Raw genomic sequence first — 23,855 nt, 5'->3', positions numbered from 1 at the left:
CATCACCGACGAAGACGCCATGGCCCTGGCCCTCGACGAGGCCCGCGCGGCCGCCGAGCGGGGCGAGACGCCGGTGGGGGCGGTGATCCTGGATCCGAAGACGGGCGAGGTGATCGCGCGGGCTGGCAACGGCCCGATCGCGGCGCATGATCCCACGGCCCATGCCGAGATCGCGGTCATGCGGCTGGCGGCGGCGAAGCTTGAGAACTATCGGCTGACCGACCTGACCCTGGTGGTGACGCTGGAGCCCTGCGCCATGTGCGCCGGGGCGATCAGCCACGCCCGCATCGGCCGGGTGGTCTGGGGCGCCGACGATCCCAAGGGCGGAGCGGTGGTCCACGGCCCGAAGTTCTTCGCCCAGCCCACCTGCCACTGGCGGCCGGAAACGACGGGCGGGGTGATGGCGCAGGAGAGCGCCGACCTGCTGCGCGGGTTCTTCCGCGCGCGGCGCAAGGGCAAGCCCGCGTCCTAGTTGACCATCGCCGAGCCGAGCAGGACGCGCGCGCCCTTGCGGCCCAGGGTGCGATCGGCGGCTTTCTGCATCTCGGCGCCGATGTAGTCGAGATCGGGGGCGGCCCCGCGGCGCAGGCCCGAGGCATAGGTCATCAGCACCTGGGCGAAGGCCGCGCGCAGGCGCGGGGTCGAGGCCTGGGCGTATTCCATGACCTTGGGGTCCTTGGCCTCGATGCCGGTCTCCAGCGTCATCACGCCCTTGCGGCCGTCGCGGCGGATGGCCGAGGCGGTGATGGTGGGCAGGGCGAAATAGGTGGGCGGCGCCTCCTTCTTGGCTTCGCCGCCGCTGGCCAGGGCGGGCGAGGCGCAAAGACCGGCGAGCGTCAGGACGGCGGCGAGGAGGGCGAGGGTGCGGCGCATGGCCTTCCGCATAACCCGTCGTGGTTGACGTCCTCTTTACGTCTGGCGCCGCACAAACGCGTTAACCTAGATTCCCCGTGCGTCAGATGCGCGCGCGGCGGGTGCGAGGAGGCTGATCTTGGGACGCTTTTCACCGCAATCCCTCGACCTTGACGGCAAGGTGATCCTGGTCACCGGCGGCACCGGCTCGTTCGGACGCCGGTTCATCGAGACGGTGCTCAAGCGGTCGAGCCCGCGCAAGGTCATCATCTATTCGCGCGACGAGCTGAAGCAGAGCGACATGCAGCTGGAACTGCGCGAGCAGTTCGGCGAGGCCGACTTCGCCAAGCTGCGCTTCTTCCTGGGCGACGTGCGCGACCGCGAGCGGCTGACCCTGGCCCTGCGTGGGGTCGACATCGTCATCCACGCTGCAGCGCTGAAGCAGGTGCCGGCGGCCGAGTATAATCCCTCGGAGTGCATCCACACCAACGTGCTGGGCGCCGAGAACGTGGTCTGGGCCAGCCTCAACAACCATGTGAAGCAGGTGGTGGCCCTGTCGACCGACAAGGCCTGCAACCCCACCAACCTCTACGGCGCGACCAAGCTGGCCTCGGACAAGACCTTCGTGGCCGCCAACAACCTGTCGGGCGATATCGGCACGCGGTTCTGCGTCGTGCGCTACGGCAATGTGGTCGGCTCGCGCGGCAGCGTCGTGCCGCTCTATCGCCGCCTGCTGGACCAGGGCGCGACCGAGCTGCCGATCACCGATCCGCGCATGACCCGCTTCTGGATCACGCTGAACGAGGGCGTCGACTTCGTGCTGTCGTCGCTGAACCTGATGCGCGGCGGCGAGATCTTCGTGCCCAAGATCCCGTCGATGGCCATGCCCGACCTGGTCAAGGCCATGTCGCCGAGCGCGGGGGTCAAGGTCATCGGCATCCGTCCCGGCGAGAAGCTGCACGAGATCATGATCAGCGCCGACGACGCGCGCTCGACCGTCGAGTTCGACGACCGCTTCGCCATCGAGCCCAACTTCGCCGAGTTCGGCCGCGAGCCCTATTCCGAGGCCGACGGCGCCAAGCGCGTGGCCGAAGACTTTTCCTACAGCAGCGACAACAACCACGACTGGCTCTCGCCCGAAGGCCTGCTGGCCATGCTGGAGGAGAAGGCCGCGCGATGAGCGGCTTCCTCCCCTACGGTCGGCAGACCATCGAGGACGACGACATCGCGGCTGTCGCGCAGGCCCTGCGCGCCGATTTCCTGACCACGGGCCCGACGGTCGAGGCCTTCGAGACCGCCTTCAAGCAGAAGGTCGGGGCGCAGCACGCCATCGCCGTCTCCAATGGCACGGCGACCCTGCACCTGGCGATGATGGCCCTGGGCGTCGGCGAAGGCGACGTGTGCATCGTCCCGTCGGTGACCTTCCTGGCCACAGCCAACTGCGCCCGCTACGTCGGGGCCGAGGTGGTGTTCGCCGATGTCGATCCCGACAGCGGCCTGATGACGCCCGCTGCCCTGGCCGACGCCCTGGCGCGCGCGGGCGAGCGCCGGGTGCGGGCCGTACTGCCGGTGCACCTGCGCGGCGACGTCTGCGACCTGCCGGCGCTGAAGGCCATGGCCAGCGCGGCTGGTGCGGTGCTGGTCGAGGACGCTCCGCACGCCCTGGGCTCGGCCGGCGCCTTCGGCAACGAGGCCCACCCGGTCGGCGACTGCGCCTATTCCAGCTTCGCCAGCTTCTCGTTCCATCCGGTCAAGACCCTGGCCACCGGCGAGGGCGGCATGCTGACCACCAACGACGCCGCCCTGGCGGCCAAGGCCCGATCCTTGCGCGGCCACGGCATGGTGCGTCCGGCCGGGGCTGAGCCCTGGGTCTACGAGATGCCGGAGCTGGGCTTCAACTACCGCATCCCCGACGTGCTCTGCGCCCTGGGGATCTCGCAACTGGCCAAGCTCGACCGCTTCGTCGAACGCCGGCGGGCGCTGACGGCGCGCTACCAGGCGCTGCTGGAGCCGATGTCGCCGCTGGTGCGGCTGGCCGCCAGCCCGTCATGGTCCGACCCGGCCCTGCACCTGCTGACCGTGCTGATCGACTTCGAAGCCGCCATGACCACCCGCGCGGCGGTGGTCGAAAGCCTGAAGGCGCAGGGGATCGGAACCCAGGTCCACTACATCCCCGTTCACCGCCAGCCCTACTATGTGAACCGGTATGGCCTGGCCGACCTGCCCGGCGCCGACGCCTGGTATGGCCGCTGCCTGACCCTGCCGCTCTATCCCGGCATGGATGACGGGGACCCCGAGCGGGTGGTCGAGGCGCTGGCGCGGACGTTGGGGCTTTAGGCTTGTGTCCTGCTTCTTCCCGCCTTCCTAGGCCTTGTGCCTAGGATCCATGTGTCGGCCTTCTCAGGCCTTCGCGTCTTGCCGCGATCTGAGTAGTTCGGGTCGCGGACACGCTTGGAGATGAGCCTCAGGCCGCCTGTTGCTGCTGCACCAGGCCCTTGAGCAGGTCGAGGGTCTCGGGGCTGGCGGCCAGGGCTTCGCGGGCCTCGGGGGCGCGGGCCAGCTTCAGGGCTTCGAGCCGGGCGCGGTCGGCGACCGGACCGGTGGGGCCGGCCTCGCCCATCGCCAGCTTGGCCAGCAGGCTCAGGCGCTGGGGCAGGGGCGCGGGCGCGCGGACCAGCAGCGACAGCAGGCGGGCGTCAGCCTCGACCATGCCGCCGACCTCGCCCAGCTTGGCGCACAGGGGCTCGTAGTCCTCGACCACGAGGCCAGAACGCGTCAGCGACTTCTGCAGCGCCGCCAGGCCGGCCAGCTTCACCGACGGGGTGTCGGGACCCTGGCGCATCTCCTTCTCGAAGCGCATGGCCTGGATGTTGGCCGACAGCCAGCGGGCGGCGTGGCGCTTGTTGACCGCGCCCATGACGTTCTCGGCCAGGCGGATCAGCATGACGATCTCCTCGCGGGCCGAGCGGTCGCGGCCCAGCAGGGCCTCGATGAAGTCGCCGTTGAGCAGGGTCTTGGAGCGGGTGGTGAAGGCCGCGGTGATGTCCTCGGCCGGCAGGATGCGGCCCGCGGCGGCCGTCAGGCTCATGGCCAGGGCGCGCAGGTGCTCGATCTCGCTCTCTGCGTCGGTCGGCTTGAGGCGGCGCACGCCGTTCAACTCCTTGAGCACCCGGCGGGCGATCGAGGCGCGGACGGTGGGGAAGGTGTCGCCGCACAGCCACTGGCCCAGGCGCCTGGCGGTGCCCGACAGCTCCGGCATGCAGGCGCGGACGCTGGCCTCGACCTTGATCAGCATCTCGACCTGCGAGCCGCCGGCGAGGCGGGTCATGGCGGCCAGGGTCGAGCCCAGGTCGTCGGCGGTGTTGAGCAGGTCGGCCATGCCGGCCTTGGAGCCGATGATCTCGGCGAGCGGAGTTTCGATGGCGGCCAGGGCCGCGGCGCGGGCCTTGGGCTCGGCCGGCGCGGCGTCGGCCAGGTCGAGCAGGCGGGCGATCTTCTCGCTCCAGTCCTTGGCCGGGGCGATCGAGGCGGCGACGCCGGCGCCCAGCAGGAAGGCGCGGTCGGGATCGGCGGTCAGACGTTCGGCGGCCTTGGCGAAGCCTTCCTTGTCGAGGTCCGGCAGCTGGCCTTTCTTGAAGGCCTTCATCAGGTTGGCGACCGAGCGCTCGACCAGGCCCTGGAAGTTGCGGATCAGCTCATGGACCGACATGCCCCGGGCCTCGGCCTCGGGAATGGCGATCTTCTGCAGGGCGTGCTGCAGGTCGGTGCCGGAGGCTTCCAGCTTTTCGACCAGGTCGGGCCGGTGCAGCAGCTCGAAGGGCGTGGCCTTATGGCGCTGCAGCCAGCTTTCCAGCAGGCGGCCGATGCGGTCGCGGGCGTGGGCGGTGTAGAGGTCGGCCGGCTGCACGCACAGCGGCTCCATCTCTTCCACCGGCTTCTTCGGCTTGCCGCCGTCGACCATGCCCTTGGTGAAGATCGAGATGGAGCGATATTCGCGGGTGTCGGGGTCCAGGGTCTCTTTCGAGACCCGCACGGCGACGGCGCGCCCCGAGTTCAGCACTTCCTCGGCCTGGGCCAGGGCGTGGCTGCGAATCTCGGTCGCCATGTCCAGAGTCCATTGCGCGCCGACCTTGCGGCGCACGAATAGCTCGTAATGGACCTGGTCGCTCATGGGCTTTATGGGGCTCCTGGATCGTGACTATGACTTGCGAGACCTTAAGGCGAGGTTGAAGGGCCAAGACTATCGTTCGGCGCAGTTGCCGCAACTGTGTCCAAGCCCGCCACGCCCCGGCCGCAATAGGGTTCGACAACGCCCGATGGAAAGCTTGGCCGCTCCGTGCGTTGTAGCGGGGCGCGGTGGTCGATAGGATCACCGGGAAGGTATTCGGAGGACTAGACGGCTTGGCCGAGATCACGCTCATCGACGACGACGAGAACATCGTCGCTTCGGTCTCCCTGGCCCTGGAGAGCCACGGCCACACGGTGAAGGCCTATTACGACGGCGTCTCGGGTCTCGAGGCGGTGGAGAGCAATCCGCCCGACCTCGTGATCCTCGACGTCAAGATGCCGCGCATGGACGGCATGGAAGTGCTGCGTCGCCTGCGCCAGTCCTCCGAGACGCCGGTCATCATGCTGACCTCGAAGGACGACGAGATCGACGAGATCCTCGGCTTCAACCTCGGGGCCGACGACTACATGCACAAGCCGTTCAGCCAGCGCCTGCTGCTCGAACGCGTGAAGGCCGTCCTGCGCCGGGCCCGTCCCGACGAGGAGGACCCGGCCGCGCCCGGCCCGGCCGGCGCCGCGGGCTCCAAGGTCATGAAGCGCGGCAAGCTGACGCTCGACCCGGCCCGTCACGACAGCCTGTGGGACGGCAAGCCGGTGCGCCTGACGGTCACCGAGTTCCTGCTGCTGCAGTCGCTGGCCCAGCGCCCTGGCTTCGTGAAGAGCCGCGACAACCTGATGGACGCCGCCTACGACGATCAGGTCTATGTCGACGACCGCACGATCGACAGCCATATCAAGCGGATGCGCAAGAAGTTCCGCCAGGTGGACCCCGAGTTCGATTCCATCGAAACCCTGTATGGCGTCGGCTACCGCTACCGCGAAGCCTGAGGTCGGGCCCGAGGCTGGGCCGCGCGACCGGCGTCGGCTGACCTGGCCGCGCGCGTCGCGGCTGGGGCGGCTGATCATCGGCCTGAACCTGCTGGCCCTGGCCATCCTGGTGGTCGGGGCGCTGGTCCTGAACGAACTGCGCAGCGGCCTGATCAACGCCCGCATCGACAGCCTCAGCACCCAGGGCGAGCTGATCGCCAACATCATCGAACGGGCCGCCACCGTGGGCGAGCCCGAGCCGGCGCTCGACGTGGCGGCGGCCAACGACATCCTGCAGTCGTTCTTCAGCGGCCATTCCCAGCGCGCCCGCCTCTATGACGGCGAGGGCCGCCTGCTGGCCGACTCTTACCTGGTCGAGGACCGGGTCGAGTGGAAGGTGCTGCCGCCAGCCCGCAAGTCGGGCGACAACGGCTTCCGCCTGTCGCTGCAGGACAAGGACGCCAAGCCCCGCGCCCTCGAACGCGCCAAGGCCGAGTTCGAGCAGGAGATCGAGCGCGCCCGCATGGGCGAGACGGTCAAGCAGGTGCGCCTGGCCGAGAACGGCGAGCGGGTGGTGTCGGTGTCGATCCCGATCCAGCACGTCCGCGCGGTGCTGGGCGTGCTGACCGTCGAGGCCGGCGACGTCGACGAGATCATCGGCGCCGAGCGCAAGGCCCTGCTGCCCTTCGTGCTGGTGGCCGTGGGCGCGGTGCTGGTGTCGTCCGTGCTGCTGCACCGCCTGGTGGCCCAGCCGGTCCTGCGAATGGCCCGGGCCGCCGACCACGTGCGCCTTGAGGGCGCGCGCGCCATCAGCCTGCCCGACATTTCGCGCCGCAACGACGAGATCGGCGACCTCTCCAGATCGCTGGAGGAGATGACCGAAGCCCTGTCCGAGCGCATGGGGGCCATCGAGCGCTTCGCGGCCGACGTCGCCCACGAGATCAAGAACCCGCTGACCTCGATCCGCTCGGCCATCGAGACGCTCGACCTCGTCACCGAGGCCAAGGCCCGACAGCGCCTGCTGGGCATATTGCAGCAGGACGTCGGGCGCCTCGACCGGCTGGTCACCGACATTTCGAACGCCTCGCGCCTCGACGCCGAGCTGTCGCGCGAGCTGCCCAAGCCGATCGATCTTGGCCGCCTTCTGACCGAGGCGGTGGGCATCTACGAGGCCCAGGTGCGCGGCGAGGAGCCGCCGTTCAGCGTCCGCGTGCGGCTGGTGGGCACGCCGACCGGAGCCTCGCGGGTGATGGCCCGCGAGATCCCGGTCAGCCAGGTGTTCCGCAATCTGATCGACAACGCCCGCTCGTTCAGCGCCGGCGACGGCGAGGTGCGGGTCGGACTGGTGCGCCAGAACGGCCGGCTGGCGGCCACGGTCGAGGACGACGGTCCCGGCATCCCGCCCGACAATCTGGAGACCATCTTCGAGCGCTTCTACACCTCGCGGCCCAAGGGCCGGGCGTTCGGCGGCAATTCGGGCCTTGGCCTGTCGATCGCCCGCCAGATCGTCGAGGCGCATGGCGGCCGGATTCATGCCGAGAATCGCCAGGACCAGGACGGCAAGGTGATCGGCGCGCGGTTCGTGGTCGAGCTGCCCGAGCATCGCGAAGGTCGCGACGGTCATCATCACGGCCATCATGGCCATCACGGCGGCCGCGACGGCCACGGGAGCCGCGAGTGATCCGCCACGCGGGCCTGGTGGCGCGCCGCGTTGGCGGCCTGTGGCGCGGGGTGCTGATCGAGGGCGCGTCGGGTGCGGGCAAGAGCGACCTGGCCCTGCGGGCGCTGGAGGCGGGCTTTCGGCTGGTGGCCGACGACCGGGTGGTGACCTTCGTTTCCGATGGACGGCTCTATGGCCGCGCGCCCGACCCGCTGAGGGGGCTCGTGGAGGTCCGCGGCTTCGGGATCGCGCCGGAACCGGCCCTGCCGCTGGCCGAAATCTGCCTTCTGGTGCGCTGCGTCGACGACCCGGCCAGCGTCGAACGCCTGCCCCAGCCTCGCACCGAACGCCTTCTGGGGTTGGATTTGCCGGCTTTCGAGCTGTGGCCGCTGGAGCCCGCCGCGCCTGCGAAGATCGGCAGGATGCTGGAGCATCTTGGAGTCGCCCCCTAACAAGCGTATCAAGGCGACCCGCGCGGCGCCTCCCTGCCGTATCGGGCGAAGGGGATCCCGTTTGAGAGACCAGGCATGATCGGGCTCGTGATCGTCACGCACGGGCGTTTGGCGGAGGAATTCGTTTCCGCCATGGAGCATGTGGTGGGGCCGCAGACCGCGGTGAAGGCCATCTGCATTGGGCCGGAAGACGACATGGAGCGTCGCCGGTCGGACATTCTGAAGGCCTGCGCCGCCGTCGACGACGGCGCAGGGGTCATCCTGCTGACCGACATGTTCGGCGGCACGCCCAGCAACCTGGCCATCTCGGTCATGGAGCAGACCAAGGCCGAGGTGATCGCCGGCCTGAACCTGCCGATGCTGATCAAGCTGGCCAGCGTGCGCACCCGCGACGACCTGGACGCCTGCGTCGCCCACGCCCAGGAGGCTGGACGCAAATACATCTCCGTGGCCTCCTACGTGCTGGCGGGAGAAAAATGAGTCGAACGGCGACAGCCACGGTCGAGATCATCAACGAGCGCGGGCTGCACGCCCGGGCCTCGGCCAAGTTCGTCAAGCTGGCCTCCGGCTTCGACGCCGAGGTCAAGGTCGCCCGAGAGGGCTCCAGCGTCGACGCCCGCTCGATCATGGGCCTGATGATGCTGGCCGCCGGCATCGGCTCCACCATCGATATCGCCGCCGAAGGCCCCGAGGCCGAAGCCGCCGTCGACGCCCTGGTCGAACTGGTCGGCAACCGCTTCGACGAGGAGCGGTAGGGCTTCAGGCCCTCGCATCCCTCTTTGAACGCCTCCCTCGCGTGTGGCGAGGGTCCATGCCTGCGTCCGCTCAGACCCATGGCGGTCCTGCGAAGTCTGAGCGGCTGAACCATGGATCCTGGGCCAGGGCCCAGGAAAGCAAACTGGGGCGAGCGAGAGCTTGCGCCCTCTCAGCCCGCCTTTTCCACCATCCACCGCGCCGCGAGCTCCAGCCACGACCCTTGCGTGCCCGCCAGTTCGCGCAGGGCGAAGCCGTGCGGGGCCTGGCCGAAGACGTGGGCGTCCAGATCCAGCTTCAGGTCGCGGGCGGTCTTGATGAAGTTCAGCGCGTGCTCGACCGGCACCACCTCGTCCAGCAGGGCGTAGGCCAGGAACACCGGGCAGGCCGGGGCGCCATGCGGCTGCGCGGCGATGCCGATCGGCCAGGCGTCGTAGAAGGCCTGCTTCTCCACGGGCGGATAGTCCGGCTTGCCGGCCGGGGCCTTGTAGTCGCGGTGGTTGGCGTTGATCGGCGCGTAGGTGATCAGCACGCCGGAGAGGTCCGCAGCCTTCTGGCAGGCCAGGGTTCCGGCCAGGTGGCCGCCGGATGAGAGGCCCAGCACGAAGCGCGGCAGGTCGGTCGGGATCGCCGCCAGGGCCGCCATACCGTCGGTCAGGGCGATGTCGAAAGGCCAGACCCCGTCCGGGCTCTCAGCGCCCGGCAGGCGGTGGGCCAGCACATAGGCGTCGTAGCCCAGGCCGTTCAGCCACAGGGCAACCTCGACGCCCTCGCGGTCGTGCATCAATCGCAGATAGCCGCCGCCGGCGCAGACCAGCACCCGGCCCTTGGGGGCCTCGACGCGGAAGGCGTGCAGCTCGGCGCGGGTGACCAGGTCGATCGTGCGGTCGGGCCAGGCGCCCTGGATGACGTTGGCCGGGCCGTCGCTGAGGACGATGATCTCGGTCGGCTGCTGCACGGCGCGTCTCCTGGTCGGGGCTGTCAGGCGGCTTATCGCGGCGCCCGCCCCTCTCGACAAACGAAAAGGGCCGGCAAAGGAAAAGGGCGGCCCGAGAGGACCGCCCTTCGTTTCCGTCGCTTCGACCGGCCCTACTGGACCGGCTTGCCGTCGGCGTCGATCACCTTGATGTCGAGCTTCAGGGCCTTGAGCTTGGGTTCGATCACGGCGCGGTCGCCGACGACCACCCAGACCAGCTCGTCCGGCTTGATCACCTTTTTCGCGGCCGCCGTGGCGCTTTCGACGGTCACCGAGCGCACGTCGGCGGGGTACTCGTCGAAATAGCTGTCGGGCAGGCCGTAATTGACCAGCTCGCCGATGGAATCGGCCACGGCCTCGCCGGTCTCCCAGTTGCCGGGCATCGACAGGGTCAGGCTGTTCTGGGCCTTGGCCAGCTCGGCCGGGGTGACGGGGCGCGGACCGATGATGTCGGTCAGCTCCTTGCGGGCTTCGGAGAACGACTCGGCGGTCTTGTCGGTCTGGACAGGGGCGCGGATCAGGAACAGGCGCGAGCCGCGGGCGTCGCGAACGCCCGAGAAGGCGCCGTAGGACCAGTGCTTGTCCTCGCGCAGGTTCATGTTCAGGCGCGAGACGAAGTCGCCGCCGAACAGGGTGTTGAACGCGTCGATGGCGGCCTGGTCGTTGGGATCGCGCGGCGGCAGCAGGTTGCCGGCGGCGATCACCGACTGCTGGGCGCCGGGCTTGTCGATCAGGTAGACGGCCGCCTTGCTGGGCGGGGCCTCGACCGGGGCCTTGGTCTTGGTCGGGGCGCCCGTCCAGCCGCCCAGCTGGGCTTCCAGCTTCGGCAGCAGCGTTTGCAGGGTGGTGTCGCCCACCACCACCAGGGTCGCGCCTTGCGGCTGCAGCCAGGTGCTCTGGAAGCGCACCAGATCGTCGCGCGTGATCGAGGCCACCGAGGCCTCGGTGGTCAGCTGGCCGTAGGGCGAGCCGGCGCCATAGGTCAGCACCGGCAGGATGCGGCTCGACATGGCCTGCGGGTTCTGCTTGGCCTGCTGCACCCCGGCGATGGCCTGCTTCTTCAGCCTGTCGAGGTCCTCGGCCTTGAAGGCCGGGTTCTTGAGCACGTCGGCATAGATGGCCAGGGCCGGGTCCAGGGTCGTGGTCAGGGTGTTGAGCGACACCTGGGTGAAGTCCTGGCCGCTGCCCGAGCCGATGCCCGCGCCCAGCTGGGCCAGTTCGCGGCTGATGGTCAGGCCGTCGCGGTTCCTGGTGCCCTCGGTCAGCATGCTGGTGGTGATGCCGGTCAGGCCGGCCTTGTCGCCGGCGCTGGCGGCGACGCCGGCGTCGAACAGCATGCCCATGCGGATCTGCGGGGTCTCATGACGCTCGGCCAGGATCACCTTGATCCCGTTCGAAAGGGTGGCGCGCTCCAGCTTCACGAAGGCCGGGGCCTTGGTCGGGCCGGCCTCGGGCATGGTCTTGCGATCGGCGCCGGCCGTGGTCGAGTAGGTCGGGAACGGCGTCACGGTCAGGGTGAAGTCGCCGTCGGTCAGCCAGGCCTTGCCGGCCGCCTGCAGCTGGGCCGCCGTGGCGGTGCGGACCCGTTCAAGGCTGGTCTTGTAGGCGTCGGGCGAGCCCAGGAACACCTGGCTCTCGGCCAGGATGTCGGACTTGCCGCCGAAGCCGCCGATCCGCTCGACCCCGCGCACGAAGTTCGACAGGGTCAGGGTGCGGACCTTGGCCACTTCCTCGGGCGTGGGGCCGTCACGCAGCAGGCGCTGGAACTCCTCGTCGAAGGCCTTCTCGACGGCGGCCACGTCGCCGCCCGGCTTGACCGTGATCGTCACCATGAACTGGCTGCCGATCTCGCTGTCGTTGACGCCCGCGCCGACATTGGTGGCGACCTGGTCGGTGTAGACCAGACGCTGGTAGAGGCGCGAGGTCTTGTCGGAGACCAGCACGTCGCCCAGCAGGGCCAGGTAGTCGGACTCCGCGGTGCCGTATTGCGGGATGTTCCAGACCTTGTAGATGCGCGACTGAGGCACGCGGTCCTGCATCTCGGCGCGCTGGCTGCCGGTGCGCTTGGCCACCCAGGCCTTCTGACGCATGACCGGCGGGCCCGAGGGGATGTCGCCGAAATACTTTTCGACCTTCGCCTTGGCCTCGGCCGGGGTGATGTCGCCGGCCAGCACCAGCACGGCGTTGGCGGGGCCGTAGTAGTTCTTGAACCAGTCCTTGACGTCGTCCAGCGAGGCGGCGTCCAGGTCGGCCATCTCGCCGATGACCGTGTGGCCGTAGGGGTGATCGGGGTCGTAGGTGCTGGCGGTGATCACGTCCCAGACCTTGCCGTAGGGCTGGTTCTCGCCCTGGCGCTTCTCGTTCTGGACGACGCCGCGCTGCTCATCGAGCTTGGCCTTGTCGATGGCGCCCACGAGGTGGCCCATGCGGTCGCTCTCGAGCCACAGCACCTGGTCCAGCGCCGCGGTCGGCACGTTCTGGAAGTAGTTGGTGCGGTCTTCGTTCGTCGTGCCGTTCATGTCGGTGGCGCCGATTTTCTCCAGCGCCTTGAACCAGTCGTCGTTGAAGTTCTCCGAGCCGTTGAACATCAGGTGTTCGAACAGGTGGGCAAAGCCCGTGCGGCCCTTGGGCTCGTTCTTGGAGCCGACGTGGTACCAGACATTGACCGCGACGATCGGGGCCTTGTGGTCCTCGTGGACGATCACCGTCAGGCCGTTGGCCAGGGTGAACTTGGTGTAGGGGATGTCGACGCTGGGCAGCTGGGCCAGCTGGCCCGTGACCTTGGCGGCGGGCTTGGGCGCGGCTTGGGCGAGCACCGGGTTGGCGAGGAGCAACGCCGCGACTGCGGCGGAGGCGAACAGCTTCATGAAGAGCCCCGAATAGGTTTTCGCGTAAAAGCGAAGATGCCCCGCACCATAGGTTGCGGGGCATCCGGGACAAGCGAGCCTCGGGCCCGCCTTCATTAAATTTCGTCCAGAAACGGGGCGGGGCCGTTCGTGCCCCTTACCCGTAAAATCCCCGCGAAAGCGGCGGGCCAGGTGTTTTATCGTCGAGCGCCGCAGGTTTCGGAAAAAACCTGGACCCCGCTTTCGCGGGGGTTTTATGGGGAACGGATCACTCCGCCGGAACGGCTTCCGGCGCGGCTACCTCGGCCTTCACCATGACCATCGGCTTGAGATCCAGGTCGTGGAACAGGCGGCTGTCGTCGTCCATGTCGGGCAGCGGCGTGGTCAGCAGCTTGCCGCCGACGAAGATCGAGTTGGCGCCGGCCAGGAAGCACAGGGCCTGCAGCTCGCGGTTCATGCCCTCGCGGCCGGCTGACAGGCGGACCATGGCCTTGGGGCAGACGATGCGGGCCACGGCGATGGTGCGCACGAACTCGATGGAGTCGATGGCCTTTTCGCCTTCGGCCAGGATCTGGTCGCCCAGCGGCGTGCCGCTGATCGGCACCAGCCCGTTGATCGGCAGGCTGTCGGGATGGGCGGGCAGGGTGGCCAGCTGGTGCAGCAGGCCGGCGCGGTCGCGGCGGGTCTCGCCCATGCCGACGATGCCGCCGCAGCAGGTGCTCATGCCGGCGTCGCGCACATAGGCCAGGGTGTCGAGGCGCTCCTGGTAGGTGCGGGTCGTCACCACGTCCTTGTAGTAGTCCGGACCGGTGTCGAGGTTGTGGTTGTAGTAGTCCAGGCCCGCGTCCTTCAGCTGCTTGGCCTGTTCGGCCGTCAGCATGCCCAGGGTCGCGCAGGTTTCCATGCCCAGCGCCTTCACGCCGCCGATCATCTGCGCCAGCTTGGGCAGGTCGCGGTCCTTCAGCTCACGCCAGGCAGCTCCCATGCAGAAGCGCTGGGCGCCGCCGTCGCGAGCGGCCTTGGCCTTGGCGATCACCACGGCCGGCTCCATCAGCTTCTCGGCCTTAAGGCCGGTCTTGAAGTGGGCGCTCTGGCTGCAGTAGCCGCAGTTCTCGGCGCAGCCGCCGGTCTTGACCGACAGCAGCTGCGACAGCTGCATCTCGGAGGGGTCGAACCAGGCGCGGTGAACGCGCGCGGCCTCGAACACCAGCTCCATGAACGGCAGGGCGAACAGCGCTTCGACCTCCTGGAGGGTCCAGTCATGGCGGGGCTGTGCGGAGATGTTGATCGGCGTCATGGCGGGGAGGTTTGAACTTGGGCGATCCGAATGGCAAGACGGCCCGCGCATCCGCGCGTTGTTGCGTTGCGGAAGTCAAACGCCTGCAAGGTGGTTATAGTCGGATCATGGATCGCGAAATCGAACTGAAGTTCCTGATCGCCCCGGAGGCTTCCGATGCGATCCTGGACCGCCTGGGGGCGGAAGGCGCGGTGCGCCGGCTCGACGCCACCTATTACGACACCGCCGACCACGCCCTGCGCCGGGCGGGCTTTGGCCTGCGGGTGCGCGACGGCGACGGCGGCCGCAAGCAGACCCTGAAATCGGCCTCGGCCGGCGGCGTCTTCGCCCGTGGAGAGTGGGAGGCGCCTGTCACCGGGCCCGGTCCCGACCGCGACCTGCTGGACCAGACCCCGGCCGGCCGCATCGTCAACGGCGACGTTCTGGCGCCGATCTTCGCCGCCAAGGTCGAGCGCACCCTTCGCATGGTCGAGCACGGCGGGGCGGTGATCGAGGCTGCGCTGGATCGCGGCGAGCTTCAGGCGGGGATCGACCGCGCCGCCGTCAGCGAGCTGGAGCTGGAGCTGAAGACCGGTGATCCCGCGGCCCTGTTCGATCTGGCGCGCGACCTGATGGCCCACGCGCCGCTGCGCCTGTCCTTGGTCAGCAAGGCCGAGCGCGGCTACGCCCTGGCCCTGGGCGAAGCGCCCGGCGCGCGCCGCGAGGCCGCCGTCCTGACCCGCGACATGACCGCCGCCGAGGCCTTCCAGGCCCTGGGCAACACGGCGCTTGGCCGGCTGTGCGTGGCAGCCGAGGCCCTGGCCGACCTGCCCGGCCCCGATGCGGTGCACAATCTGCGCGTGGCGGCCCGCCGCCTGCGCGCCCTTCTGAAGCTGTTTCGTCCCGTCACCGGCAAGCTGGGCGCCACGCCGGCCTCCGAGGCGCTGAAGGCCCTGGCCGACGCCCTGGGTCCGGCCCGCGACCTCGACGTCTATATCGCCGGGACCTGGCGTCCGGCCGCCGAGGCCGATCCGCAGCCGGTCGAGGGGGTGGGGGCGCTGGGCAAGGCGCTGATCGACGCCCAGCAAGCGGCCTACGCCCGCGCCCTGGAAGCCGCTTCGCCCGACCGCTTCGGCCCGCTGGCGCTCGACATCGCCGCCTGGCTGGAGGCCGGCGACTGGCTGGCCGATCCCGAGCGGGTCGAAGATCGCGGAACGCCCGCCAGGGCCTTCGCCGCCGGCCGGCTCAGGAAACTGTCCAAGGACGTGCTGTCGCGCGGAAAGAACCTGGACGCGCTGGACGACCACGAGCGTCATCGCCTGCGCATCCGGGGCAAGGGCCTGCGCTACGCCATCGACGCCCTGGCCCCGCTGTTTCCCGACCATCCCAAGCGCCTGGAGCGATGGTCCGCCGCGACCCGCGACCTGCAGGACGCCCTGGGCGGCCTCAACGACCAGACCCTGGGCGCCAGCCTGGCCCGCGAAGCGGCCCTGGCCGACGGCGACCCCCAGGCCGCCTACGCCGCCGGCGCCCTGTCGGCCGCACAGGCGGCGACCGGCAAGCTGATGGTCGAGGCCAAGGGGGCCATGGCCGAACTGAAAGGCCTCAAGCCGTTCTGGTGACGGCTATTTTTCCTTCTTGGGCTTGGCCTGGGTGGTCTGGCTGGCGCGCACCGCCACGCCCTCGCCTCGGGCGTCGGCCACCAAGCCGGCGCAGTCGGCGTCCTTTTCCAGGCCGGGGGTGACGAAGGGCAGGATCGCCGCCAGCGGGCTGAGCAGCGAGCCCAGAGCCGCGGCCACGCCGCCCTGGGCGATGGCGCCGCCGGGCTGCAGATTGATGTCTGGCTTGCCGAGCGGCCCCTTGATCTCGATCGGGATGAACAGGCGCACCAGGCGCGGCTTCTTGCTGTCGCCCTCAATGCGCAGGTCCAGGCGCTCGGTCTTCAGGTTGATCGTACCCTCGCCCTTGGCGACGACGACGCCGGTGTCGGCGATGATCTTGTCGGCGCGCATGACGCCGTCCTTCACGTCGAAACTGGCCACGGCGCAGCGCAGGCTGGTCTCCTTGTTGTCTTTCGACAGCAGCATCAGCAGGCCCTTGGAGGCGTTGACGCCCAGCAGCTCGGCGAAGGCCTGGCGCACCTGGCCTTTGGGGGCGACCAGGGTCACCGTGCCGTTCGACGAGGCCGCGGCGCGGTGCACCGAGTTGCCGACGCCGCGCAGCTTGGCCCGGGCCACGATGCCGCCCTCGATGGCCGGCTTGCCGCCGGTCTTCAGCGGGATGAAGTCCTCCAGCTTGGCGTTGGTCAGGCGCAAATCAAGGTCGGTGACCGGCACGCTGGGCCGCGCGTCCAGCCGCACCTTGCCGGCCAGGTCGCCGCGCGAGAAGGTGAAGGCGATCGGGTCCATGTTCAGCACGCCCTTGTCGAGCGTCAGGTCCAGCCGGACCTTCTGCAGCGGCAGGTTGGGCGCGTTCACCGCCAGGGCGCGATAGGTGACCTTGGCGTCCATGGCCCGAACGCGGTCGGTCTGCAGGGTGGCGTCGGGCAGGAGGCGGCCGGTGGCCTCGCGCTGGCCGGCTTCGACCTTCTGGCCGGCCGAGGCGGTCTCGCCGCGACCCGTGGCCGGGGCGGCGCCGACCAGGCTGCCCAGGTCGTCGAAGTCCAGGCGCTTCGAACGCAGGTCGGCCTCCAGGTAGGGCCGTTCGCGATCGACCAGCACGAAGAGGTCGCCGCTGACGTCACTGTCGCCGATGCGGCCCGAGAACTTCTGGAAGTCGAACCGCCCGCCCTTGCGCGTCAGGTGGCCGCTGATGCGGTAGGGCGGAGTGTTGGGCAGGGTCAGGCCAGTCAGGCCATAGAGACGGTTGAGGTCGCTGCCGGCCACCGTCAGGTCGCTCTCGAAGCGAGCCAGGTCGAACGGCTTGGTGATCGAACCCTCGGCGCTGACCCTGGTCGTACCGGCGCTGACCTCGGCGTCGAACGGGTAGGGCCGGTTGGGCGAGATGTTCAGTAGCGGGCCGCCGGTCACCCGCGCCAGGAACGGCTGGCGATTATACGTGCCCTTGCCCTCCAGCACGAAGCGGCCCTTGCCGTCGCCGCTGGCGTGCTCGTTGGAACTGACCGTGCCGGTGAACAGCACGTCGCGCTGGCGGTCCTCGACCCGCAAGGCGCCCTCGTTGATGACGAAGTGCTGGATGGCCGGCAGCTTCAGCGGCTTGGTGCGCTTCTTGTTCGGGTCGCCGAAGGTCCAGTTGGCGCGGCCCGAGGCCTCGCGCAGCAGGCGCACGTCCGGACGGTCGACGGCCACCAGCGGCAGGATCACATCGCCCTTCAGCAGCGGCAGCAGCTTGATCTGCACCGCCACGCGATCGACCCTGGCCATGTGGCCCGCCTGCGGACCGGTCTTGGGCGCCCAGCCGGGCTGGCCCACGAACAGACCGTAGGCCTCGGCCTTGGGCGAGAACGACCAGGGATGGACGCGCAGGTCGCCGTCGATCCTCACCTCGCGCTTCAGCTGGGCCGAAGCGAACCGACCGACCGGTCCGCGCAGCATGTTCCAGTCGAACCAGACGAAGAAGGCGACGATGGCCGCCAGGATCAGCAGGGCGCCGCCGATGCCCCAGCGGGCCGATCGGGGCAGGGCGCGCCAGCGGCTCCCGGGCTTGCGCCCGGGGCTGGTCGGCGGCGGCGGTGTCGAAACGGAACCTTCCGGCATCCGCCTACAACGCGCGGCGAACGCCGTTCCGTTCCCTGATCGCCTGTCCGGAGCCTAAATCAGTAGACGAGTTTCAGGCTGCCGACGACGGCGGCGACGATGACGAAGGCCACGATGGCCACGACTTCATAGGCCTTGAAGAAAGGCCGGCTCGGCGAGCGCATATCGATAGTCCCCCACATCCCACATTGGCACTAGAGCCGCGGTCGTCCGCAAGGGTCACGCCAGTTCTCCCGTCGCGCGTATTCGCCTTGCCGCTTTCTTGGGCTGGCGGACATAAGGAAATCTTTATGTCAGTTTGCCAGTGTCGCCGCCGCGCGCTATAGAGCGCACAAGACACCCCCATCAGGAGCCGAAACGTGGCTGACTACATCGTCAAGGACATCTCGCTCGCCGACTTCGGCCGCAAGGAACTCGCGATCGCCGAGACCGAAATGCCGGGCCTGATGGCCACGCGCGCTGAGTACGGCCCGCAGCAGATCCTGAAGGGCGCCCGCATCGCCGGCAGCCTGCACATGACCATCCAGACCGGCGTGCTGATCGAGACCCTGACGGCTCTCGGCGCCGAAGTCCGCTGGGCTTCGTGCAACATCTTCTCGACCCAGGATCACGCCGCCGCCGCCATCGCCGCCGCCGGCATCCCGGTCTTCGCCTTCAAGGGCGAAAACCTGGTCGAGTACTGGGAATACGCCCACAAGATCTTCGAGTGGCACGACGGCGGCTACCCGAACCTGATCCTCGACGACGGCGGCGACGCGACCCTGCTGTGCGTCCTCGGCCCGAAGGCCGAGAAGGATCCGTCGATCCTCAACAACCCGACCAACGAGGAAGAAGAAGCGCTCTACACCGTGATGAAGCGCTACCTGGCCGAAAAGCCGGGCTTCTACTCGGCCATCCGCGACGCCATCGGCGGCGTGTCGGAAGAAACCACCACGGGCGTGCACCGTCTGTATCAGATGGCTCAGAAGGGCGACCTGCCGTTCCCGGCCATCAACGTCAACGACAGCGTCACCAAGTCGAAGTTCGACAACCTGTACGGCTGCCGTGAATCGCTGGTCGACGCGATCCGTCGCGGCACCGACGTCATGCTGTCGGGCAAGGTCGCGGTGGTCTGCGGCTACGGCGACGTGGGCAAGGGTTCGGCCGCCAGCTTGCGCCAAGGCGGCGCCCGCGTGATCGTCACCGAAATCGACCCGATCTGCGCCCTGCAGGCGGCGATGGAAGGCTACGAAGTCCAGACGCTGGACGACGTCGCCGGCAAGGCCGACATCTACGTGACGGCGACCGGCAACAAGGACGTCATCACCGTCGACCACATGCGGCAGATGAAGAACAACGCCATCGTCTGCAACATCGGTCACTTCGACTCGGAAATTCAGGTCGCCGGCCTGAAGAACTTCAAGTGGGACGAGATCAAGCCGCAGGTCCACCACGTGGAATTCCCGGACGGCAAGAAGATCATCCTGCTGTCGGAAGGCCGTCTGGTGAACCTGGGCAACGCCACGGGCCACCCCTCGTTCGTGATGTCGGCCTCGTTCACCAACCAGACCCTGGCCCAGATCGAACTGTGGACCAACAAGGACGCCTACAAGAACGAGGTCTACACCCTGCCCAAGCACCTCGACGAGAAGGTCGCCTTCCTCCACCTGGAGAAGCTGGGCGCCAAGCTCTCGACGCTGAGCAAGGACCAGGCCGACTACATCGGCGTGCCGGAAGCCGGTCCGTTCAAGCCGGACCACTACCGCTACTAGGCGAACCGCCGACAGGCGTTTCACGGAAAGCCCGCTCTTCGGAGCGGGCTTTTTTGTTGCGGAGGCGGCAGCGAGACGGCGGCCTCGGTTTTGCCGTCGTGACGCCCTGTTCAAGTTCCGCAGGCTCGGCTAATCGCTTTGGCCATGCCGCTCGCGCTTCTCATTTCCAGCCATGTCGCCGGCAGCCAGGTCGGCGCCACCGCCCAGGCCGCGGCCCTGACCCAGTTCCGCATCGACACCATGGTCGTGCCGACCGTGCTGTTCGGCCGCCATCCCGGCTGGGGCGTTCCCGGCGGCGCGCCGGTGCCGATCGAGGTGGTCGAGGGCATGCTCGACGGGCTGGAGGCCAACGGCCTGTTCGGCCTGACCGACCTCGTCATCACCGGCTATTTCGCCACGGCCGCCCAGGTGCGCGCGGCCGCCCGCGCCATCGACGCCGTGCGGGCCGCGCCACGCGACGGGTCTTCGGGCCGCAAGCCGACCATCATCGTCGATCCGACCATGGGCGACGCCGGCAAGGGCCTCTACGTGCCCGCCGAGGTGGCCGACGCGATCGCCGCCGACCTGATCCCGCGCGCCGATATCGTCGCCCCCAACGCTTGGGAACTGCAGCGCCTGACCGGCGCGGAGGTGCGCGATCCGGCCGGGGCCGTTCGCGCCGCCCGCCTGCTGAACAAGCCGGTGATCGTCTCGTCGGTGCAGCGCGGAAACGAGATCGGCGTCGTCTACGCAGATCGCAAGGAAGGCTGGCTGGCCGCCCACGCCAAGGCCGAGCGCTCGCCCAGCGGCACCGGCGACCTTTTGACCGCCCTGTTCGCCGCCTCGATCCTCGAAGGCCAGACCCTGTCCTACGGCCTGGCCCGCGCCGTCGGCGGCGTCGCCGAGACCGTCACCGCCGCCAACATCTGGAACGCGCCGGAGCTGCCGATCGTGGCCATGGCTGCCCGCATCAAGCAGACCTCGCCGACGGTGCGCATCGAGCGGCTGGCCTAGGGGCGATCCTCGTTCTCTGGCGGGCTCGCCCGGGATGCGGTTCGTAAAGTCTAAAAAATAGCTTTCAGATATAGATCGGCCCTTTCGGAGGCGCTTATGATAGAATCCCTGGAAGACATATCCAGGGGTATTTTATCGATATTTGCCTTCAAGTCGGAATTGTAAATCAGCCGCGCCATGTCAGGAGATATGAAGCGACTATTTTTAATTAATCCATGTATGGCAAATATTCCCTGCGCATCATTGTGGGCGCGAAGTATAAGTTTCGTCCATCCGGAAAATATTTTATCTTTAATGTTGGCTTTGTTTCCGAACGTAGACTTTTCCCAGTCTACGCAGTCCACCCTATTCCAGCAATTCAGGATATAGTATCCATCAATGACATCGCCTCCGCCGAGCTCGTTTGAGGCAATGTCCTTTCCTGTTTCCAGTTCAATCGGGATGTATTCCAGGCGGTCCCAATCGCCGACAGTTGAGCGAAAAGCCTGTGAGACCACGATCAGGTGACCGGAAGCCATCAGGTCGGGAAGGTTATCTCGGCTTGCGCTAGCGTATACACGCAAAGGTGACGGCAGGCGGTGCGCGATGGATTCAGCGATCTCGTTTCTCATATCGCTGGCGACGCCGCCAAGCCTCAGTCTGCCGCCGCCAATCCCGAATATCTTTACATGGGAAATATCTTGATCTGGCAGGTCTTGAAGCGTGACGCCCACATAATTCGTGGTTCTGAGAACAAAAAGAACGGGTGGGACGTGCGTCATTATTAAATCCATTCGGCCAAATCGTGTGGGATATACAGGCGCTATAACCGTGCCGCGCGGTGATGGTGGCGATGCCGCCCCCGGAGCCTCCGAAGCGCACTCCGGGTTCCTGGCCCAAGCGCTACGCGCTTTTCGGTACGACAGTGGCGGTTCGGTCGGCGCGCCGTTCTCAAGTCTCGAAATGCCGCGACAGGTTCGCCAGCACAAGCGTGGCCATTGCCGACCGCGCCTCTTCGGTGGCGCTGCCGCGGTGGGGTTGCAGCACGACGTTTTCCATCGCCCACAGCGCCTCCGGCACGTTCGGCTCGTCCTCAAACACGTCGAGCCCCGCGCCCGCGATCGTCCCATTCGCCAGGGCCGCGACCAGGGCGGTCTCGTCGACCACCGAACCGCGTGCGACATTGATCAGCAGGCCGTCAGGCCCCAACGCCTTCAGCACGGCCGCGTCGACCAACTGGCCAGCGTCGCCGGGCGTGACTAGGAATAGTACGTCCACCGCTTCAGCTAGAGCCTCGGGGCTGGGATGGTAGGCGTGGGCGACCTCCTCAACCGGTCTGCGACTGTGATAGGCGATCTCGCTGGTGAACGGCGCGGCCATGACCGCGATCGCCCTGCCGATCTGGCCAAGCCCGAGGATCCCGACCTTGCGGCCGCTGGCCCGTCGCGCCAGGGGGAGGCGCTCGGCCTTGGCCCAGCGGCCCTCGCGCACATAGCGGTCGGCGGTCACCATGCGGCGTGAGAGGGCAAGCCACAGCCCGATCGCCAGTTCCGCCACGTCCCGGGTCAGCACGCCCGGCGTGGTGGTGACGGTCACGCCTCGCGCGGCGGCGATATCGAGGTCGACCTTGTCGAGACCGACGCCGTGTACGGCGACGATCTCCAGGGCCGGCAGGCGGTCCCAGAGGTCGGCGGGCACGCCCAGGTCGCCGCCGGTGACCACGGCCCGCGCTTTGCCCGCGACCTGCGCGATCAAGGCGTCCGGATCGGCGGCCCGATAGGGGCGGTGGACCGTGTAGGCCGCCTCCAGCCCGGCTTCGAGCTGCGGGGAAAGGGCCTTGAGCTGCAGGACATCGGGCTTCATCGGCGGGCTCCGGTTACGCATCGCACTGTCCTTCGGATGACAAACCCCGGCCCGGCGGGCTAGACGAAACTTCATGAGCCTCGACATCACCGGCGTCTGCCCCGCCCCGTTCGCCCAGGTCTACGAAGCCTTCGAGGCCAATTTCGATCCGGCCTCGCCGGGCGGCGGCGAGCTTGGCGCGCGCTTCACCCTGGCGATCGACGGCCAGGTGGTGGTCGACCTGATGGCCGGCTATGCGGACCGCAAGCATCAGGTCGCCTTCGGGCCCGACACCCTGACCCCGCTGTTCTCGACCACCAAGGCGATCGCAGCCCTGCTGGTTGCGCGCCTGGTCGACCAGGGCAAGCTGACCTACGACACGAGCGTCGCTTCCGTCTGGCCGGAGTTCGCCCAGGCCGGCAAGCAGGACGTCACCGTCGGCCAGGTGATGTCGCACCAGGACGGCCTGTCCGGCTTCCTCGACGAGGTCGACCCGGCCATCTGGTTCGACTGGGAGGCGACGACCGTGAAACTGGCGGCGATGGCCCCGCTGTGGCCGATCGGCTCGGCCAGCGGCTACCATCCGGTGACGTTCGGCTTCACGGCCGGCGAGATCTTCCGCCGCGTCGATGGCCGCACCATGGGCACGGCGCTTCGCGAGGACCTGGCCCAGCCGCTGGGCCTCGACATCTGGATCGGCCTGCCCGACAGCGAGCATGCGCGCTGCGCCGACCTGATGCGCCCGACCGCCTTCCCGAAGTTCGGCGAGATCAACGACGCGGTGAAGGCCGCCTTTATGACCAAGTGGGCCGCGCCCGGCGGCCGCGGCACCGGCGAGTGGCGCCGGGCCGAGATCCCCTCGGCCAACGGTCACGCCACCGCCCATTCCCTGGCCCGCCTGATGGGCGCCCTGGCCAGCGGCGGCACGCTCGACGGCGTGAAGATCCTGTCGCCGGAGACGATGGAAAAGGCCCGCGCCGAGCGCATCGCCGGCCAGGACCTCGTGCTGCCCTATCAGATCAGCTGGGGCGCGGGCTTCATGCGCAACACGCCCAACTTCTTCTACGGCCCGACGGCCGACGCCTTCGGCCATTCGGGCTGGGGCGGCTCCTGCGCCTTCGCCGATCCGAAGAGCGGCGTCTCGGGCTCTTACGTGATGAACCGCCAGGGCAACGAACTGATCGGCGATCCGCGCGCGGTCAGCCTGATCAAGGCGGCGTACGCGAGTCTATGAGGCCGTGCGTCGAAGGACGCAGGGCTGATCAGACCGCCAGCCGGCCTCTCAGGCGTTCGGCCACCGCGCCCAGGGTGATGGTCGACAGGGCGTCCTGCACGGCCAGCGGCACGCCTTCCGGAGCGGACTGCACCAGCTTGGCCGTGAAGTCGGTGATGGCGGTGATGTGCTGGGCCAGGTGATCGACCGTGTGCAGCTCCTGCATCACGGCCATGCGCGACTCTGGTGGAGTGTTCTCGAGGATCTTGCCCAGAGCGCTGTCGAGGTGCCCGCAGGCCTCGGCGGCCAGCGACATTTCGACCGACAGGGCCTCGAGCACGGCGGCCAGATCGGGCGTGGTGATGGTTTCCGTGGACATGGTTCCCCCAGCATCAAGTCTGTCGGCATACCTGACGCAGCGCGTCTTGCCGCCGGCTTAAGGGCCAGCGGCG

General features: G+C 68.5%; 21 protein-coding genes. 12 read left to right on the top strand and 9 right to left on the bottom strand.

The window, feature by feature from the left end:
- Position 1 precedes the first annotated feature (1 nt).
- A complete protein-coding gene (locus DDF67_RS19260) occupies positions 2 to 472 on the top strand; it encodes a nucleoside deaminase (RefSeq protein WP_269845462.1) in 471 nt (156 codons plus the stop codon).
- Here the strand turns inward: DDF67_RS19260 and DDF67_RS19255 are convergent.
- The gene (locus DDF67_RS19255; RefSeq protein WP_233247702.1) at positions 469 to 873 is read right to left on the bottom strand and encodes a hypothetical protein; all 405 of its coding nucleotides are present in this window, start codon (positions 871 to 873) and stop codon (positions 469 to 471) included. The two genes, DDF67_RS19260 and DDF67_RS19255, sit on opposite strands and share 4 nt — an antisense overlap.
- A 118-nt stretch (positions 874 to 991) precedes the next feature.
- Between DDF67_RS19255 and pseB the strand changes: the two genes are divergently transcribed.
- Both pseB and pseC read left to right on the top strand, forming a co-directional pair.
- On the top strand, positions 992 to 2,032 hold the full coding sequence (gene pseB / locus DDF67_RS19250; RefSeq protein ID WP_109102450.1) for a UDP-N-acetylglucosamine 4,6-dehydratase (inverting): 1,041 nt from the start codon (positions 992 to 994) through the stop codon (positions 2,030 to 2,032).
- A complete protein-coding gene (pseC, locus tag DDF67_RS19245; protein ID WP_109102449.1) occupies positions 2,029 to 3,189 on the top strand; it encodes a UDP-4-amino-4,6-dideoxy-N-acetyl-beta-L-altrosamine transaminase in 1,161 nt (386 codons plus the stop codon). The genes pseB and pseC overlap by 4 nt, the downstream gene beginning before the upstream one ends.
- A 127-nt stretch (positions 3,190 to 3,316) precedes the next feature.
- On the opposite strand, the gene DDF67_RS19240 is transcribed toward pseC, so the two are convergent.
- Positions 3,317 to 5,023: a hypothetical protein gene (locus tag DDF67_RS19240; RefSeq protein WP_109102448.1), complete on the bottom strand. Its 1,707-nt coding sequence runs from the start codon at positions 5,021 to 5,023 to the stop codon at positions 3,317 to 3,319.
- A 230-nt stretch (positions 5,024 to 5,253) separates the two neighbouring features.
- Here DDF67_RS19240 and DDF67_RS19235 point away from each other — a divergent pair, with 230 nt between their 5' ends.
- From DDF67_RS19235 to DDF67_RS19215, 5 genes are all read left to right on the top strand, one after another.
- Positions 5,254 to 5,967, top strand: a complete 714-nt coding sequence (locus tag DDF67_RS19235; protein WP_058348723.1) for a response regulator transcription factor — start codon at positions 5,254 to 5,256, stop codon at positions 5,965 to 5,967.
- Entirely contained in the window at positions 5,936 to 7,627 is a 1,692-nt protein-coding gene (locus DDF67_RS19230) for an ATP-binding protein (protein WP_109102447.1), read from the top strand. The genes DDF67_RS19235 and DDF67_RS19230 overlap by 32 nt, the downstream gene beginning before the upstream one ends.
- A complete protein-coding gene (locus DDF67_RS19225; RefSeq protein WP_109102446.1) occupies positions 7,624 to 8,058 on the top strand; it encodes an HPr kinase/phosphorylase in 435 nt (144 codons plus the stop codon). The genes DDF67_RS19230 and DDF67_RS19225 overlap by 4 nt, the downstream gene beginning before the upstream one ends.
- Before the next feature lie 75 nt (positions 8,059 to 8,133).
- Complete coding sequence (locus DDF67_RS19220) at positions 8,134 to 8,538, top strand: PTS sugar transporter subunit IIA (protein ID WP_058348726.1); 405 nt, start codon at positions 8,134 to 8,136, stop codon at positions 8,536 to 8,538.
- Positions 8,535 to 8,813, top strand: coding sequence for an HPr family phosphocarrier protein (locus DDF67_RS19215; RefSeq protein ID WP_058348727.1), 279 nt, complete (start codon positions 8,535 to 8,537; stop codon positions 8,811 to 8,813). The genes DDF67_RS19220 and DDF67_RS19215 overlap by 4 nt, the downstream gene beginning before the upstream one ends.
- Before the next feature lie 170 nt (positions 8,814 to 8,983).
- Here DDF67_RS19215 and DDF67_RS19210 read toward each other — a convergent pair whose 3' ends face one another.
- From DDF67_RS19210 to bioB, 3 genes are all read right to left on the bottom strand, one after another.
- Positions 8,984 to 9,769 carry an alpha/beta hydrolase gene (locus tag DDF67_RS19210; RefSeq protein ID WP_109102445.1) on the bottom strand — a complete coding sequence of 262 codons (786 nt, stop codon included), beginning with the start codon at positions 9,767 to 9,769 and terminating at the stop codon, positions 8,984 to 8,986.
- Positions 9,770 to 9,900: 131 nt separating this feature from the next.
- Positions 9,901 to 12,654, bottom strand: a complete 2,754-nt coding sequence (locus DDF67_RS19205; RefSeq protein ID WP_109102444.1) for a M16 family metallopeptidase — start codon at positions 12,652 to 12,654, stop codon at positions 9,901 to 9,903.
- A gap of 247 nt (positions 12,655 to 12,901) precedes the next feature.
- A complete protein-coding gene (gene bioB, locus DDF67_RS19200) occupies positions 12,902 to 13,930 on the bottom strand; it encodes a biotin synthase BioB (RefSeq protein WP_109102443.1) in 1,029 nt (342 codons plus the stop codon).
- A 107-nt stretch (positions 13,931 to 14,037) separates the two neighbouring features.
- On the opposite strand from bioB, the gene DDF67_RS19195 reads away from it, so the two are divergent.
- Positions 14,038 to 15,531 carry a CYTH and CHAD domain-containing protein gene (locus DDF67_RS19195; protein WP_109102442.1) on the top strand — a complete coding sequence of 498 codons (1,494 nt, stop codon included), beginning with the start codon at positions 14,038 to 14,040 and terminating at the stop codon, positions 15,529 to 15,531.
- Positions 15,532 to 15,534: 3 nt separating this feature from the next.
- Here the strand turns inward: DDF67_RS19195 and DDF67_RS19190 are convergent, their stop codons facing one another.
- Positions 15,535 to 17,625, bottom strand: a complete 2,091-nt coding sequence (locus DDF67_RS19190) for an AsmA family protein (protein WP_109102441.1) — start codon at positions 17,623 to 17,625, stop codon at positions 15,535 to 15,537.
- A gap of 359 nt (positions 17,626 to 17,984) precedes the next feature.
- Here DDF67_RS19190 and ahcY point away from each other — a divergent pair, with 359 nt between their 5' ends.
- Both ahcY and DDF67_RS19180 read left to right on the top strand, forming a co-directional pair.
- A complete protein-coding gene (ahcY, locus tag DDF67_RS19185) occupies positions 17,985 to 19,376 on the top strand; it encodes an adenosylhomocysteinase (RefSeq protein WP_109102440.1) in 1,392 nt (463 codons plus the stop codon).
- Between the two features lie 144 nt (positions 19,377 to 19,520).
- Positions 19,521 to 20,369, top strand: a complete 849-nt coding sequence (locus DDF67_RS19180) for a PfkB family carbohydrate kinase (protein ID WP_109102439.1) — start codon at positions 19,521 to 19,523, stop codon at positions 20,367 to 20,369.
- A 50-nt stretch (positions 20,370 to 20,419) separates the two neighbouring features.
- Here the strand turns inward: DDF67_RS19180 and DDF67_RS25375 are convergent, their stop codons facing one another.
- A complete protein-coding gene (locus tag DDF67_RS25375; RefSeq protein ID WP_146198058.1) occupies positions 20,420 to 21,130 on the bottom strand; it encodes a hypothetical protein in 711 nt (236 codons plus the stop codon).
- Positions 21,131 to 21,299: 169 nt separating this feature from the next.
- Positions 21,300 to 22,211: a 2-hydroxyacid dehydrogenase gene (locus DDF67_RS19175; RefSeq protein ID WP_109102438.1), complete on the bottom strand. Its 912-nt coding sequence runs from the start codon at positions 22,209 to 22,211 to the stop codon at positions 21,300 to 21,302.
- A 73-nt stretch (positions 22,212 to 22,284) separates the two neighbouring features.
- On the opposite strand from DDF67_RS19175, the gene DDF67_RS19170 reads away from it, so the two are divergent.
- Positions 22,285 to 23,424: a serine hydrolase domain-containing protein gene (locus DDF67_RS19170; RefSeq protein WP_109102437.1), complete on the top strand. Its 1,140-nt coding sequence runs from the start codon at positions 22,285 to 22,287 to the stop codon at positions 23,422 to 23,424.
- Between the two features lie 28 nt (positions 23,425 to 23,452).
- On the opposite strand, the gene DDF67_RS19165 is transcribed toward DDF67_RS19170, so the two are convergent.
- Positions 23,453 to 23,782 (bottom strand): hypothetical protein, encoded by a 330-nt coding sequence (locus DDF67_RS19165; RefSeq protein WP_109102436.1) that lies wholly within the window; start codon positions 23,780 to 23,782, stop codon positions 23,453 to 23,455.
- Between the last annotated feature and the right edge of the window lie 73 nt (positions 23,783 to 23,855).

Source organism: Caulobacter endophyticus (genome assembly GCF_003116815.1).
Classification (GTDB): Bacteria; Pseudomonadota; Alphaproteobacteria; order Caulobacterales; family Caulobacteraceae; genus Caulobacter; species Caulobacter endophyticus.
Note: the sequence above shows the minus strand (reverse complement) of the source record. Positions and strands in the feature narration are given on the sequence as shown.

Excerpts from the sequence above, each read along its gene's own strand:
- DDF67_RS19255 (WP_233247702.1), bottom strand. The coding sequence starts at position 873 with ATGCGCCGCACCCTCGCCCTCCTCGCCGCCGTCCTGACGCTCGCCGGT.
- pseC (WP_109102449.1), top strand. The coding sequence starts at position 2,029 with ATGAGCGGCTTCCTCCCCTACGGTCGGCAGACCATCGAGGACGACGAC.
- DDF67_RS19240 (WP_109102448.1), bottom strand. The coding sequence starts at position 5,023 with ATGAGCGACCAGGTCCATTACGAGCTATTCGTGCGCCGCAAGGTCGGC.
- DDF67_RS19230 (WP_109102447.1), top strand. The coding sequence starts at position 5,936 with ATGGCGTCGGCTACCGCTACCGCGAAGCCTGAGGTCGGGCCCGAGGCT.
- DDF67_RS19220 (WP_058348726.1), top strand. The coding sequence starts at position 8,134 with ATGATCGGGCTCGTGATCGTCACGCACGGGCGTTTGGCGGAGGAATTC.
- DDF67_RS19215 (WP_058348727.1), top strand. The coding sequence starts at position 8,535 with ATGAGTCGAACGGCGACAGCCACGGTCGAGATCATCAACGAGCGCGGG.
- DDF67_RS19205 (WP_109102444.1), bottom strand. The coding sequence starts at position 12,654 with ATGAAGCTGTTCGCCTCCGCCGCAGTCGCGGCGTTGCTCCTCGCCAAC.
- bioB (WP_109102443.1), bottom strand. The coding sequence starts at position 13,930 with ATGACGCCGATCAACATCTCCGCACAGCCCCGCCATGACTGGACCCTC.
- DDF67_RS19195 (WP_109102442.1), top strand. The coding sequence starts at position 14,038 with ATGGATCGCGAAATCGAACTGAAGTTCCTGATCGCCCCGGAGGCTTCC.
- DDF67_RS19190 (WP_109102441.1), bottom strand. The coding sequence starts at position 17,625 with ATGCCGGAAGGTTCCGTTTCGACACCGCCGCCGCCGACCAGCCCCGGG.
- DDF67_RS19180 (WP_109102439.1), top strand. The coding sequence starts at position 19,521 with ATGCCGCTCGCGCTTCTCATTTCCAGCCATGTCGCCGGCAGCCAGGTC.
- DDF67_RS25375 (WP_146198058.1), bottom strand. The coding sequence starts at position 21,130 with ATGACGCACGTCCCACCCGTTCTTTTTGTTCTCAGAACCACGAATTAT.
- DDF67_RS19175 (WP_109102438.1), bottom strand. The coding sequence starts at position 22,211 with ATGAAGCCCGATGTCCTGCAGCTCAAGGCCCTTTCCCCGCAGCTCGAA.
- DDF67_RS19170 (WP_109102437.1), top strand. The coding sequence starts at position 22,285 with ATGAGCCTCGACATCACCGGCGTCTGCCCCGCCCCGTTCGCCCAGGTC.
- DDF67_RS19165 (WP_109102436.1), bottom strand. The coding sequence starts at position 23,782 with ATGTCCACGGAAACCATCACCACGCCCGATCTGGCCGCCGTGCTCGAG.